Raw genomic sequence first — 12,650 nt, forward strand, 5'->3', positions numbered from 1 at the left:
GATTCGCGGTCCGCCCATTTCTTGGTTATCGGGTTTGCACCCGGCCGAATTCGGGCCGCGGTAGTGATTCGGCGGCGAACAGGTGTAGGTCGACCTGGGTCATCAGTTCGTCGATGTCGACGCCGTCGGGGGCGATCAGTCGGTTGTCGGCCCAGTACGCGGCCAGTTGCTCGCTCAGGGTCTGTACGGACAAGTAGGTGTCCTGGTAGGGCTTCTCGGCGGGCGTTGCGTTTTCCATGCCGACATGGTGCACAAGGGCACCGACAAGATAGGTCGGAAACGTTGTGACGGCCGACTTCCCGGCCGGGTGATGAGCGCGGCCTGTGCGGCGACGGTAGGGGAGAGTCTGTTCCGTTCGTGCCCACGAATGAGGCAAGCACCACTACGGGGGTTGCGTCGCATGTTGCTGTGGGATGTCGAGGGGGCGCGGTCCGAGCGCGGATGCCCCGAGGTCGAGTCAGGGGCGGGGCGCGTACATGATGACCGCGACGCCCGCCAGGCACAGCAGCGCGCCGGTGACGTCGTAACGGTCGGGGCGGAAGCCGTCCAGGGCCATACCCCACAGCAGGGATCCGGCGACGAACACTCCGCCGTAGGCTGCCAGGATGCGACCGAAGTGCGCGTCGGGTTGCAGGGTGGCGACGAACCCGTACAGGCCGAGTGCGATCACGCCCGCGCCGATCCACGCCCATCCCCGATGTTCGCGGACGCCTTGCCAGACCAGCCACGCGCCGCCGATCTCGGCGACCGCGGCCAGCACGAACAACAGGACGGAACGGACGACGGTCATGGTCGGCAGCCTACGGTGTGGTATGCGGCGAGACCGTGGTGGTGCTCGCGCGGTCGCATCGCACACCCGCGCGACCGATAGCCGCGGCTGGGCGGCAGGTGCCTGGCGTTCCGGGCCGTGGTCGCGCCTTGTACCACGTCCGGGCCGTCGGCACTCGGCGTGCCGGGCTGCCGCTGCGACTATCGCTGTGACCGGTTGCCGAGTCCGGGCGGTAGGTATCTGGTGTGTCGGGCCGCCGCGGTGTCCGGTTACCGCGTCCGGGTGGCCGGTACCTGGCGTGCCGGGCCGCCGCGATCGCTTGAGCAACCGGTTACCGCGTCCGTGCGGGTTCCAAAAGCAGAATGGCCGCGCGACCGTTTCAGCCCCGCCACCCCGCCCCCGACCAGGACGAACCCGAGCGGCTCCAGCCACCCCGTTCCGGTCGGGACCGCGCCGCCGCCCAGCATTCCGGCGGCGGTCAGGATCGGAGCGGAGCAGCACACTGCGCACAGCGCTGCCCCGAGCCCGATCGGCATCCACCAGCGAGGGGCAGTGTGCGGGCAAGCTGCCCACCGCTGGAATCGAAAGGAACCGGACAGCAAGGGCTTTCGCTGCACGTGACCAGGTCGTCGCAACCGGCCGCCAATGCCGCGCGCAGGGTGTCGCGGACCGCGGTGAGTTCGGCCAGTCTGCTGTCGATCTCGGCGAGTTTCGCGGCGGCGCGGGCCTGCAATCCGGTCTCGGCGCGCCGGTGTCTCGTAGCGTTCACCAACTCGGCGACCTCGTCGAGGGTGAATCCGAGTCGCTGGGCGGCCTTGATCACGCGCAGCACCGTCACCGCCTGCTCCGGATACAGCCGGTGTCCGCCCAGGGAACGGTCCGGTTCGGCCAGCAGGCCGCGGCGTTCGTAGTAGCGCAGGGTCTGCGCGTTCACTCCCGCCGCGGCCGCCAATTCGCCGCTGCGCAATCCGGCGCTCATCGTCGGACCTCGGCGCGGGCGGCGAGGGTGTCGAGCACGTCGACGTGCTGGGAGGGCACCTCGATGCGCAGCATCGTCCCCTTGGGATCGGTGACGAAGGTGAAGGTGAAGAACGAGCAGCAGGCCGATTCGCGTGCGGTCAGGTCCCGTCCGATCGACTCGGCGTCTCCGTCGCGGGTGAGCCGCAGTTCGAGGCGCGTCGGGGTCGGTCGGGCGGTCGCGGTCACCGAGTGGGTGAAGAACTGGTCGAATTCGGCGAGGCGGGTCGGGCGTTCGGCGGTGGGCAGGGTGCACGCGGACAGGTTCGTCATCTGTTCGTGCAGGTCATCGGTCATGTCTTCACGGTAAGCCGGTACCCCGGTACCGGATGCAACACCGAAATCCTCCCGCGAGACGGCCATGCCGTCAGGCGCGGGAGGGCAAAAGTTCGGCGATCAGCGCCTCGACCCGCGCGCGGATCTCGTCGCGGATCGGGCGCACCGCGTCCACGCCCTTGCCCGCCGGGTCTTCGAGTTGCCAGTCGCGGTAGCTCACGCCCGGCAGGACGGGGCAGGTGTCTCCGCACCCCATCGTGATCACCACGTCGGAGGTCTCCACCGCGTCGTAGGTGAGGATCTTCGGGGACTGGGCGGTGATATCGATCCCGACCTCGGCCATCGCGGCGACGGCGGCCGGGTTCAACGATTCGGCCGGGGCGCTGCCCGCCGACCGGACCTCGATCTCGCCCCCGCCCAGATGATCGAGGAAACCGGCGGCCATCTGCGAGCGGCCCGCGTTGTGGACGCAGACGAACAGCACACTGGGCTTGGATGTCATGGGGCAGTGCTCCTTTCAACGGTGCGTGGCGGATTCTCGTGCGGGACGACGACGTTGTCCGCCGACTCGCCGGTTCCGGGGTAGAGCCACATGATCAACCCCGCTCCCAGCACCGCGCCCAGGAGCTGTGCGCCGATGAACGCGGGCACCGAGCCGGGGGCGATTCCGGCGAAGGTGTCGGAGAACATTCGCCCCACGGTGACCGCCGGGTTGGCGAACGAGGTCGAGCTGGTGAACCAGTACGCCGCACCGATATACGCGCCGACCGCGCCCGCGGAGAGCCCCGCGCGTCCGGTGCGGGCGAGGGCGAGGATCACCGCCAGCAACCCGGCCGTGGCGACGACTTCGCCGACGAGATGGCCGTCGCTGACCCGGTCGTGGGTCGAGACCTGGAACGCGCCCACCTCGAACATCACATTCGCCAGTACCGCTCCCGTCGAGCATCCCGCGACCTGCGCGGCGATGTAGGCCATCAGCTCGCCACCTTGCAGGCCGGTGCCGGTCCTGCGGCCGAGCCACCAATCCGCGAGTGAGACAACAGGGTTGAAGTGCGCCCCCGACACCGGGCCGAACATCAGGATCAACACCGCCAGCCCGAACACGGTCGCGGTCGAGTTCTGCAACAACTGCAATCCGGTGTCACCGGGGGAGAGCTGTTGGGCGGCGATCCCGGAACCGACCACCACCGCGACCAGCAGCGCGCTGCCCACGAACTCCGCGACCACCCGCCGCGCCGATCCGCTCACCGTGCGTCCTCGGGGGTCGCCGAGGCGAGGAACGCCGAAACCTGCCGCAGCACCGCGGGCTCGACCCGGTAGTACACCCAGGACGCCCGCCGTTCGCTGCTGAGCAACCCGGCCTCGCGCAGCACTTTCAGATGGTGCGAGATCGTCGGCTGCGTCACGTCGATCCCCTCGGACAGATCGCACACGCACGCTTCGTGACCCGCCCGCGCCGCGACCGAGCTGAACACGCGCAGCCGCACCGGATCGGCCAGCGCCTTGAACACCCCGGCCAACGGCGCGGCCTCCTCGGCCGACAGCGCCGCACCGACCAGCGGCGTTGGCACGCATTCCTGGACCGGTGTGATCACCAGCTCCGACTTAGACATAGATCGATATTGATGGATGTCGAAACAGTGCGCAAGTCAGCGCGCGAGATAGTCCACTGTCGGCGGCAGTGAGTCCGGTGCTCTCGGCCGCCCAACGCCGCGCCGAGCGCGAACTCGGGTCCGCGTCGGCGGTGGCCGATTCCGACAGACCTTGCATCGGATTCTGTTGGCGGGTGCGGACATGGACGAGCTGATCGCGAACGGTGAGGTGACCGTCGAGGGGGATGCGGGCAAGCTGGGCGAACTCGTCGGCTACCTCGACGCTCCCGACCCGGACTTCGCGATAGTCACGCCGTGACCGTGCCGTCGCGTACGAGGTGCGTGGTGGGTTGCCGCCTCATTCCGCGTCGAATCGCCATCCGGCCGTGATCGTCGTGAGGTCCAGGATCTCCTGTCGATCCGCGCTCACGAGGAAACCGGCACCGATCGCCCGGTCCAGTGCCGCGGTGAATTCGGTGAGGTAGTCGGTGCGGCCACCGGGATACCGGCGGGCGAGGTGGGCGGCGTCGAACAGTTCGCCGGACCCGAACAGTGTCGCCATGCGGTCGCTCTCGGTGTTCAGGCCCGAGGTGACGGCGAGGGGAGTGTCGACCCACGGGGTACGCACGCCGCCGCGCGCGATGCCGTCATCATCGGTGACGATGACCGGGGATCGGCCGTCCGACACCGTGATTCGCGCTGTGGAGGGTGCCGGCAGGCCGGTGCCGACCCAGTCGTGGAGTCGCGCGATCGCAGCGTACGTGGGCGCAGGAGATCCCAGGTGCCGCGCACGCCGACAACTACACCATCCACGACCGCCCGCGTGAGGTAGTCGGGCTCGCCGGATCAGCGCGTCCGACGCATGCGCTCCAAGTCATCGGCCAATGTCCTCGTCAAGGGATGCTGTTGTCCATGGTGCCCGGTGACCTCGGTAATCAAGTCCTGGAGCGCGACCACGGCGTCCCTCTCCCGGCCCATACCCTCCAACAACAGGCAGAGACGACGCCGCAGTTCCAGCGTGCGAGTGTCGAACGAGCCATACACCGTTGTCTGGTCCGTGAGGAGATCCCGGAGTTTGGCGAGTCCCAAGTGCGGTTCGGCGGCGAATATCAAACAGTCCGCTTCACGCTGACGGACATCGAACACGGTTTCGGCGTCGTGCCCGTCGCGCCGGGTGAGGTCGCCGACGAGGGTCGCGTAGGAGCGCGCCGCCTCACCGTAGCGTCCGTTGGTCATGAGCAGATCGGCCGCGTCACGTCGTACGGCGAGGACGGTGGAATCGTCCGCCCCCAGGGCTGTCGCCGCGCGGTGGGCCGTGGTGACCAGGAGTTCGACGGCCTCGTCGCTCCGGGACGATCGAGCGAGCCCGTTCGCCTGTCGTCGTGCCTTATCGATGTCTCCTGGCGTCACGGACGGCGGCGCGGCTGGGCCGTGCGCTCGCGGTGGAATTATGCTCGCGTACATGCGCGCGGGTGTCATTTCCGCGCCGACCGCGCCCGGGAGTTCCGGCAGGTTCTCGGCGTGCGGCAGTAAGCGGTGGAATACCTCGACGGCACTGTTCGGGCGATCATCGGGATCTTTGGCCAGCAGGGTGAGCACCAACTCCTCGATCTCCGGTGGCGTATCCGGGCGCAGAGCTCGCAGCGGGGTCGGTGCGGTCAGGATCTGATCCCTCAATGTCTCGCTGAAAGAACGACTCTCGAACAATGCCGCGCCGGCGAGCAGACGATGCACGACCAGTCCGAGCGCGTAGAGGTCGGTCGCGGGCCCGATCCGGTCGTTGTCACCGAACTGCTCCGGCGCCATGTAGAGCGTGGTGCCGATGGGGACACCCGTCATGCTGATCGCGGACTGACCGGGATCTCCGAGGGCGGTCGCCAGACCGAAGTCGAGCACTTTGACGTAGCCGTCCGGTGTGATCATGAGATTGCCGGGTTTGATGTCGCGGTGGATCACCCGGCGTTGGTGGGCGTAGTGCAGCACCGCGCACACCTGCGCGGCGATCGCGGCGGCCCAGCCGATCGGCAGGGGATCGTGTTCGGCGGCGAGGTCGTCCGCGTTGATTCCTTCGATGAACTGCATGGCCAGATACAGCCGACCGTGCAGCGGACTCGCCGGATCATCGATGCGACCCTGTTCGAAAATCACTGGGACACCCGGGTGATCGAGTCGCGCGGTGATTCGGCCCTCCCGCAGGAATCGGCGGGCGGATTCCTCGTCGCCGATCCGATCCGCACGGACGAGTTTGATCGCGACCGGACGGTCCATCAGCAGATCGGTTCCCCGAAACACCTCGCCCATTCCGCCGCGCCCCAGCGGCGTGTCGATGCGGTAGCGCTCCGCGATCATCTGTGTACGCACCAGTTCATCTCATACACAGACGATCGCCTCACAGCAAACGTTTCAGCACTCCGGATGCTTTCAGAGCGGCCAAGTGCTCAGCGGCGCGCCGGGGAGCCGACCCGCCACTGATGAGAACACCGGCCTCGATGTTCTGGCCCACGCCGGACTGGGTGAGATTGGCGCTGGTGACGAACAACTCGCGTCGGTCGGCGACAGCCAGCTTGGCGTGCATCTTCGCGCCCCGCTCCCTCGAACCGGCGGGCCAGTGCCACAACTGCATTCCCGTGCCGTGGAAAGCGATCGCCGGTTCGTCCCCGCTGATCGCTCCGGCGGCTCCCTGCAAGGTTTCCACGACGACCACACCACGCACGCCGCGAGCGGTCGCGGCGGTGAGCGCGTCGCGCAGTGGCTCGTGGGGTTTCGCCGAGTAGGTGGTCAGGAACAACTCCGCTTCGGCGCGTTCGACCACCTCGACGAGGACGCGCGCGGTGGCACGCACCGGAACGCCGTGCGCCGAGGGACCGCTCCACACGGACTCCACCCGTTGCCGTGGATGGTCCAACGCGGCGGCGAAACCGCGCAGATACGCGGCGGCTTCGGCGTTGGTGTGCGCCTGCATCGCGTCGATCACGGTCTGCGCCTCGGCCGGGTAACCGATCACCGACTCGACGGCGACGATCGGCGGCGCGTCCTCGGCGATCCGGTCCGCGATCGTGCGCAGGCGCACGGGACCGAGGCGAGCGGCGGCGTCCTCGAGACTCACGGCAGATCCGGGAACAGTGCCAATTCCGGCTGATCGCCGAGCGGGACGAGGAATCGGCGATCCAGGAACTTGTTGCCGCGTTCGCAGGTCGTCTCGGAGACGAACAGACAGATGTGACAGGCGGCGCCGTGCAGGACATCGGAGGGGAAGCTGGGCAGTCGTTCCGCACACAGCGGATCGGAGGAGCAGTTGCGGGCATCGAGTAGAGCGCGCCGGGTCAGCCGCACCAGCTGATCCGGTTCGGCCAGCGACACCAGGCCGCCGAGTGTGCCCTCGGCGTCCGGAACGGCGGTGTAGATGAGGATGCCGCTGCGGGGTTCGCCGTCGGAGTCGCCGGAGTAGATGCGTTCCGACAGTGAGGCCGAGCTGTAACCGCATTCCAGGGCGATGGTCCGAATCATCAGGTGCGACAGCGTGTGCAGGGCGTAGAAGCGCAAGCCGGGCCAGTTCGCCATGGGGTCGAACGCCCCGGCGATGCGATCGGAGTAACGGTTCGCGCGGTAGCGTTCGTACGCTTCGCGGTGGCGTGCCATCGTCTCGGAGTTCTCGACCCGTCGTTCCCAGTCACGCAGCAGGTCTTCCGGGAGTTTGAGGAAGATGCCTTCGCCGCGCACTTCGCTGGCGGGAATCCATTCCGGCCTCGACCTGGCCAGCGGCACCCTGGTCACCAGATTCGGATCCTGGGGATCGGGAGCGTCCAAGCGGGTGAATCCGATCAATGCGCGGACCTCGCGCAATCGTTCGGCTTGGATGACATCGTCGTAGATTCCGATGAGCGGTTTCGGAACCCCGTCGACGTCGCGGTACAGCGCGAAATCGGCATTCGGTTCGGGAAGCCTGTCCGCTGCGAAGACTCGCCATTCGGCGCCACGCAGATCGCCGTCCTCCTCGTCGCCGCCGGTGTCGCCCGCGAGCTTCGCGCGCCGTCTTTCCACGGCCTGCTCGACCTCGTCGTCGGTCCAGTCAACGAGTTCCCGGAACGCGGGGACCTGGGTGCGTCCGTAGGGGTACATCGCGCGGGGCAGCCCGCTCAGCGCGTCCCAATGCTTCTCGATCAGATCGTCGAGCCTGCTGCTGTCGGTGGACGGCACCGCCAGCGCCGACAGGGTTTCGGCGAACCACTGATTCGACGCGCCCACCACGATGACCTTCAGCGGCTTGGCGCAATTGGCGTCGAAGGTGCTCAGATGCGGATGCCTGCCGCGGCAGGGCGGCAGATTCTGCTCGCCGCGAGATCCCATCGCTTCGCGAATATTGCGGTTGGCCGGACAATGCCTGCAGGTGATCTTCACGTCCGCGCCGAGGTTGCCGCCCCGGTCCTCCATCTGGAGCCGAGGGTGGGTGGCATTCGGGCACGGAACCCCGTGGTGGACGAACTCGCGATAGGGGAATTCGTCGAGATGTCCGTTGGCGCAGGACAAAAGGAAGCGTGCGGTGACCGCCAGCGGCTTCTTTCCCCGCTTCGCGCATCTCGCGTGCACGAAGCGCGCTTCGTGCGGCCGTCGCGGGTTGAGGTTCTCGAAGTCGAAGGCGTGCCCGTCCAGCGACGCCAGGTCATTGCAGTAGGTGCACCGGAACCAGGCCGGGAACGGCGTCACCGGAACACCTACCGCCGAGGCGGGCCCTTTCGGGTTGCTGTCCAGCCCTTCCATCCACGGCGCGGGCTCGAGTCTTCTGACCGATCGGCCCAGGATGTCGTTCGCCTTCTTCAACAGCCGGGGTTCGGTGATCGGCTCCTGCGGCGATTTCCGCAGATCCCATTCGTCGAGACCCTTGACCAGGACCGAGAAGTTCGGCAGATCCACGAGCGCACCGACGCCGGTGGTGAACATCAGATGACTGGGCCGGACGCTGCCGACGCGCCGGAAGTAGTCGAAGTTGTCGGTCATCGGTCGTTCTCCTCGGTGTCCTCACCCTCCGACGACGCGGGCAGAAACCAGCCGGGCGCACCGAACGGAGGCGCGAACAGCGCCTCCTTGCGGGGGAACAGCAGGTTGATCTCGTTCTCGGTCTCCCGCATGGACATGCCGACCGTCATCGGTTCCCACGCGCCGGTGCCCGCGGGCCTGATCAGTCCCTTGAGCTGCTGTCTGTTCGATGTTCCGTCGGTGTAGCCCAAGCGCACGGAGGGGTGGTTCTGTCCTTCCGGGCCTGCCCAGCGGTCACCGATCATCTTCAGCTGCTCGTCCAGGTAGTTGCGACCGCGCACGCTGTTCACCGCCTCGGCACGGGCGAGCATCCGCTCCCGGATGTCCCGCACGACCGGACCGTCGAGATCGACGTCGTAGGCGTCGGGGTTGCGCGAGTAGTTCTCGATCGCGTTGCGGACAGCGGCGACGAACATCCCGGTCGCGCCGCGATCTATGGATCGGCGTGTGTACGGCGTCACCGACAGCGCTTCGACCTGCCGGTAGAAGGTGGCGTGGTAGTGCTCGAAGTCCTCGTAGTGGGCCAGATCCCGCGGCCGCGACCAGTTGTAGAGGGTCACCACGAGTCCGGGCCGTTCGGAATCACGCCCGACGCGCGAGGATGCCTGGATGTATTCGGCGGTGTTCTTGGGCTGGCCGGTCATCACCATCAGACCGAACCGGGAGACGTCCACGCCCACTTGGAGCATGGAGGTCGCCAGCACCGCGTCCACCGGGCGCAGACCATCGCGTTCGCGCTGGGAGAACCGTTCCGCGAGGGGATGAGGCGGCGGCACCCGCTCGCCGGACCTCGCGGCGCGCAGCGCTTCGCGGTGTCTGCCGTATTCGGCGGGCGCCGCAATGCGGCGCGCCGAGGTGTCGAGGTCGGGGTCGAACTGGTGCTCGAGGCGTTTGAGCGCGTCGCTGATGTCGCCCGAGGAGATGCGCGAGGTCAATTCCTGGATGGACAGCATCGCCGAACGCACGTGCAGCCGATCGGAGAGCCGCGGCCGGGTCCGGCCGCGGCGGACACGCGTCGTCACGTCGTCGTCGAGGTAGCGACGCATGCCCGCCAATTCCCGTGTGGCGTTGAAGTAGCCGACCATCGTCATGTACGGGTCGGCCGCCGCGCCGTAGCGATCGAACAGGGTCTGGCCGGCGAGCAACAGGATCTCGGCGAGCCGGATCTCGGCGGATTTCATGCGGACACCGTGCGCGCACAATCCCAGATAGCGGCGGCCCGGATGCTTCTTCGTGATCGGCTGCTGCTCGGAGAAGAACGTGTCGGCGACATCGAGCACCTGCGGCGGGAAAACCGCGAGTTCACGCCCGAATACGCCGAGCACCTGTTCGCGCGCACGCTTGGTGGTGGCGGTCGAGGCCACGACCTTCGGAGCGGTGAGCCGCTCGGCGAACCGCCAGGTGGTGAGTTCGGCGACGGCGGCCTCGAACAGACCGACGGTGGTGCCCAGCGCACCGGAGATCAGGTGCAACTCGTCCTGGATGATCAGATCCGGCGGCCGCAACCGCACCACGGGTTCGGCACTGACGCCGGGCAATTGGTGGGTCTTGTTGTGGCGTGTCGCGCAGCCCGTCCTGGCGTCCATGTCGTCGTGTCGGTAGCCGTGGCGCGGGCAGCGCGACGCGGCCCGTCCGAACAGCATGCCCGCCTGGCCTTTCCAAGGCAGCTGGGCGAGTTTGTCGACGGTGGCGATCACCAGGGTGGGCAGCAGTCGGTAGATCTCCTCATCGACCGTGATGATCGGCAGACCTTCGCCGTGGGCCGTCCGGCGGGCGAACGGGCAGGCGTCACCACCCTCACCGCGCGAGCAGTACAGCAAAATGCGGCGGCGTTCGTCATCGACGTCCAGATCACGCTGAGCGTTGAGCTGGGTGCCGCACCACGGGCAGTTCAGGGTTTGCAGCACGTTGGCTCGCCGCCCGTTACCGGAGTCCCTGGCCTCGATGATCTGTTCCTTCGCGCCCTCGAACCAGTTGGGCGCCACGCTTTCCCCGACCCACAAGCCGATGCGGAACGGCTCCTGCCCCCAGGTGTCGGGCTCGCGACGACGGATCACCTCGGTGGCGCAGACGAGCGCGGCGGCGCGCTGGAACTGCTGGGCCGTGAGCAAGCGCAGCGTGTATCGCATGAGCACCGCGACTCCGGCGAGTCCGCTGCGGGCCTCCGCTCCCGCACCGAGCTGTCCCTGAAGTCGACGGATGGCGAAGGTGTAGGCGGTCAAGCCCAGATAGGCTTCGGTCTTGCCGCCGCCGGTGGGGAAGAACAGCAGGTCGACCAGCGCGGTGTGGTCCGCCGCGCGTTCGGGGTGCCCTGGATCGGTGAGCGAGGGCAGGTTCAGCAGGACGAAGGCGAGCTGGAACGGACGCCAGCTGGCCGCCCGCTCGCCCTCCCCGTCGATCTGCGCCTTGGCCTCGGCGTAGTCGAGTCCGTGCTCACGCAGCGGCGCCAGCGCGGTGTTGCGGCGCTGTAGCGCCATCGCCTCGTTGGTGAAGTGGAAGGCCGCGAGCGCTTCGGCGTGGCGCGGCCGATTCGAGTCGGTGAGCAGTCCGATGCCCTCGGCGATCCGGTTACAGGCCGTCCGAGCGTCGCGGATTGCTTTGCTGGCGGCCGGCTTCAAAGATTCCGGCAGCCCGTCGATTTCGCGTTCGCGTTCGTCGAGCCACGCGGTGTAGCGCTCGACCAGCGGACGCAGTCCGGTGGCGAGCGCTTCCGGCGTCGCGGTGGCGAGTCGGTCCATGGACAGCTCGACGGCTTCCATCGGCGTGCCCTTGCCCGAGGGGGCCACCGTGGCGGGCACATCGTAGGTCGGCACCCAGGTGGTGGTTAGCGCGTGCGCGAGACGATCGCCCTCGCGGACCTCGGCGTGCACCGCGATATTGCGGCCGGCCGCGTACCGGCGTTCCTTCCGGTAGAGCAGCCGCAGGTGCAGTTCCTCGAGATCGCCCTCGAAAGCCCGCGCCTGGTCCTCGGGATCATCGATGGGCAGGAAGACGGCTCGGTTGCCGTCCATGGCGGTGACGGCCAGTTCCGCCTGGAAGATCCACGCCGTGTCTTTGTTGGTGGCCGGTTCGTCCTGACTGTTCACCAGTGCGAGATCCACGACCCGCGTGTAATCGTCGCCCGGTCGTACTGTCACCGAGAGGTAGACGCCCGGGTCGTCCGGGTGCTCGGCCGTCAGCGGTACCGCGTAGGACGGTTCGGCGTCGAGATGGACCTCGATCTCACGCTCGATCGGCTCCCGCACCCAGACCCGGGTGGTCTTGCCGTCCTCGTCCATGCTCTCGGAGGGGTGGTAGCGACCCCATGACGCTTTGACGGCGATCGTGTCGACTTCCGCCGGAACGCAGAACGACAGACCCATCGATGAGGCCCAGATCCGGCCGAGTGCCTGCGCGGACACGATTTCGGGCAGTCCGCCGTCGTCGTCGCCCGCCGCCTCGCCCTCGGTGACGGTGGCCTCGTCGGCCTGCTGCACGGTGGATTCGACCCGATGTTTGGGGCCGAGCATGCCGACGATGTAGCGGTCGCGCGGGCCTCGGCGGCGCTCCTCGCGGTCACCGTCCCACGGGCCGAGCAGATCGTCCCGCACGAGCGCGGTCAGTTCCTCGCGGACCGTGTAGGAGTCGGCCCGCTCGAAGTCCTGGACGGCATCGAGCGGATGGACCTCGGCGTCCGCCACGTCGTCAGGGGAGGAGGACAGGTCCAGTCTCGCCTGTCGCGGCCGGCCGGTGTCGAACAGCTCGGGCTGATCGTCAGCCGAGGGTGGGGTCATCGGAAACTCCTGTCACGCCGCTGTATTCGTTCCCCAACATCTGGTGGCCCACCCTAGCGGCACCCACCGACAGTTCACGGCATTTCGATTGTGAACTAGATTCACGCGAAGAGTGGATCTCGTTCCCGCCCCCGCGCGGTCGCTCTCCGGACAGTACCCGCAACTCGCGCCGTAGCCCCGCCGAACGCC

At 67.8% G+C, this 12,650-nt stretch carries 13 protein-coding genes; 1 reads left to right on the forward strand and 12 read right to left on the reverse strand.

Going from position 1 to position 12,650, the window contains the following annotated elements:
* Positions 1–25 precede the first annotated feature (25 nt).
* The 7 genes from ON30_RS08415 to ON30_RS08445 all read right to left on the reverse strand — a co-directional run bounded on the left by ON30_RS08415 (position 26) and on the right by ON30_RS08445 (position 3,675).
* Entirely contained in the window at positions 26–238 is a 213-nt protein-coding gene (locus tag ON30_RS08415) for a hypothetical protein (protein ID WP_040705543.1), read from the reverse strand.
* A 219-nt stretch (positions 239–457) separates the two neighbouring features.
* A complete protein-coding gene (locus ON30_RS08420) occupies positions 458–790 on the reverse strand; it encodes a YnfA family protein (protein ID WP_040705545.1) in 333 nt (110 codons plus the stop codon).
* A gap of 457 nt (positions 791–1,247) precedes the next feature.
* A complete protein-coding gene (locus tag ON30_RS08425; RefSeq protein ID WP_083911239.1) occupies positions 1,248–1,748 on the reverse strand; it encodes a MerR family transcriptional regulator in 501 nt (166 codons plus the stop codon).
* Positions 1,745–2,083: a hypothetical protein gene (locus ON30_RS08430; protein WP_040705547.1), complete on the reverse strand. Its 339-nt coding sequence runs from the start codon at positions 2,081–2,083 to the stop codon at positions 1,745–1,747. Before ON30_RS08430 ends, ON30_RS08425 begins: the two co-directional genes overlap by 4 nt.
* Before the next feature lie 70 nt (positions 2,084–2,153).
* Positions 2,154–2,564, reverse strand: a complete 411-nt coding sequence (locus tag ON30_RS08435; RefSeq protein WP_040705549.1) for an arsenate reductase ArsC — start codon at positions 2,562–2,564, stop codon at positions 2,154–2,156.
* Complete coding sequence (locus tag ON30_RS08440; protein ID WP_040705551.1) at positions 2,561–3,310, reverse strand: aquaporin; 750 nt, start codon at positions 3,308–3,310, stop codon at positions 2,561–2,563. The genes ON30_RS08435 and ON30_RS08440 overlap by 4 nt, the downstream gene beginning before the upstream one ends.
* The gene (locus tag ON30_RS08445) at positions 3,307–3,675 is read right to left on the reverse strand and encodes an ArsR/SmtB family transcription factor (RefSeq protein ID WP_040705553.1); all 369 of its coding nucleotides are present in this window, start codon (positions 3,673–3,675) and stop codon (positions 3,307–3,309) included. The genes ON30_RS08440 and ON30_RS08445 overlap by 4 nt, the downstream gene beginning before the upstream one ends.
* 181 nt (positions 3,676–3,856) lie before the next feature.
* On the opposite strand from ON30_RS08445, the gene ON30_RS37235 reads away from it, so the two are divergent.
* Positions 3,857–3,973, forward strand: coding sequence for an alkyl sulfatase C-terminal domain-containing protein (locus tag ON30_RS37235; RefSeq protein WP_083911240.1), 117 nt, complete (start codon positions 3,857–3,859; stop codon positions 3,971–3,973).
* Positions 3,974–4,012: 39 nt separating this feature from the next.
* Here ON30_RS37235 and ON30_RS08450 read toward each other — a convergent pair whose 3' ends face one another.
* Genes ON30_RS08450 through drmA form a run of 5 tightly spaced genes read right to left on the reverse strand, consistent with a single transcriptional unit; the run spans position 4,013 to position 12,461 of the window.
* The gene (locus ON30_RS08450; protein ID WP_306307341.1) at positions 4,013–4,504 is read right to left on the reverse strand and encodes an alpha/beta hydrolase domain-containing protein; all 492 of its coding nucleotides are present in this window, start codon (positions 4,502–4,504) and stop codon (positions 4,013–4,015) included.
* A complete protein-coding gene (locus tag ON30_RS08455) occupies positions 4,501–6,015 on the reverse strand; it encodes a serine/threonine-protein kinase (protein WP_157183662.1) in 1,515 nt (504 codons plus the stop codon). The genes ON30_RS08450 and ON30_RS08455 overlap by 4 nt, the downstream gene beginning before the upstream one ends.
* 28 nt (positions 6,016–6,043) lie before the next feature.
* The gene (gene drmC / locus ON30_RS08460) at positions 6,044–6,760 is read right to left on the reverse strand and encodes a DISARM system phospholipase D-like protein DrmC (protein ID WP_218006242.1); all 717 of its coding nucleotides are present in this window, start codon (positions 6,758–6,760) and stop codon (positions 6,044–6,046) included.
* Entirely contained in the window at positions 6,757–8,649 is a 1,893-nt protein-coding gene (gene drmB / locus ON30_RS08465) for an MrfA Zn-binding domain-containing protein (RefSeq protein WP_040705559.1), read from the reverse strand. The genes drmC and drmB overlap by 4 nt, the downstream gene beginning before the upstream one ends.
* The gene (gene drmA, locus ON30_RS08470) at positions 8,646–12,461 is read right to left on the reverse strand and encodes a DISARM system helicase DrmA (RefSeq protein ID WP_051029088.1); all 3,816 of its coding nucleotides are present in this window, start codon (positions 12,459–12,461) and stop codon (positions 8,646–8,648) included. The genes drmB and drmA overlap by 4 nt, the downstream gene beginning before the upstream one ends.
* Between the last annotated feature and the right edge of the window lie 189 nt (positions 12,462–12,650).

Origin of the sequence: Nocardia takedensis NBRC 100417, assembly GCF_000308695.1 — a bacterium.
Lineage (GTDB): Bacteria > Actinomycetota > Actinomycetes > Mycobacteriales > Mycobacteriaceae > Nocardia > Nocardia takedensis.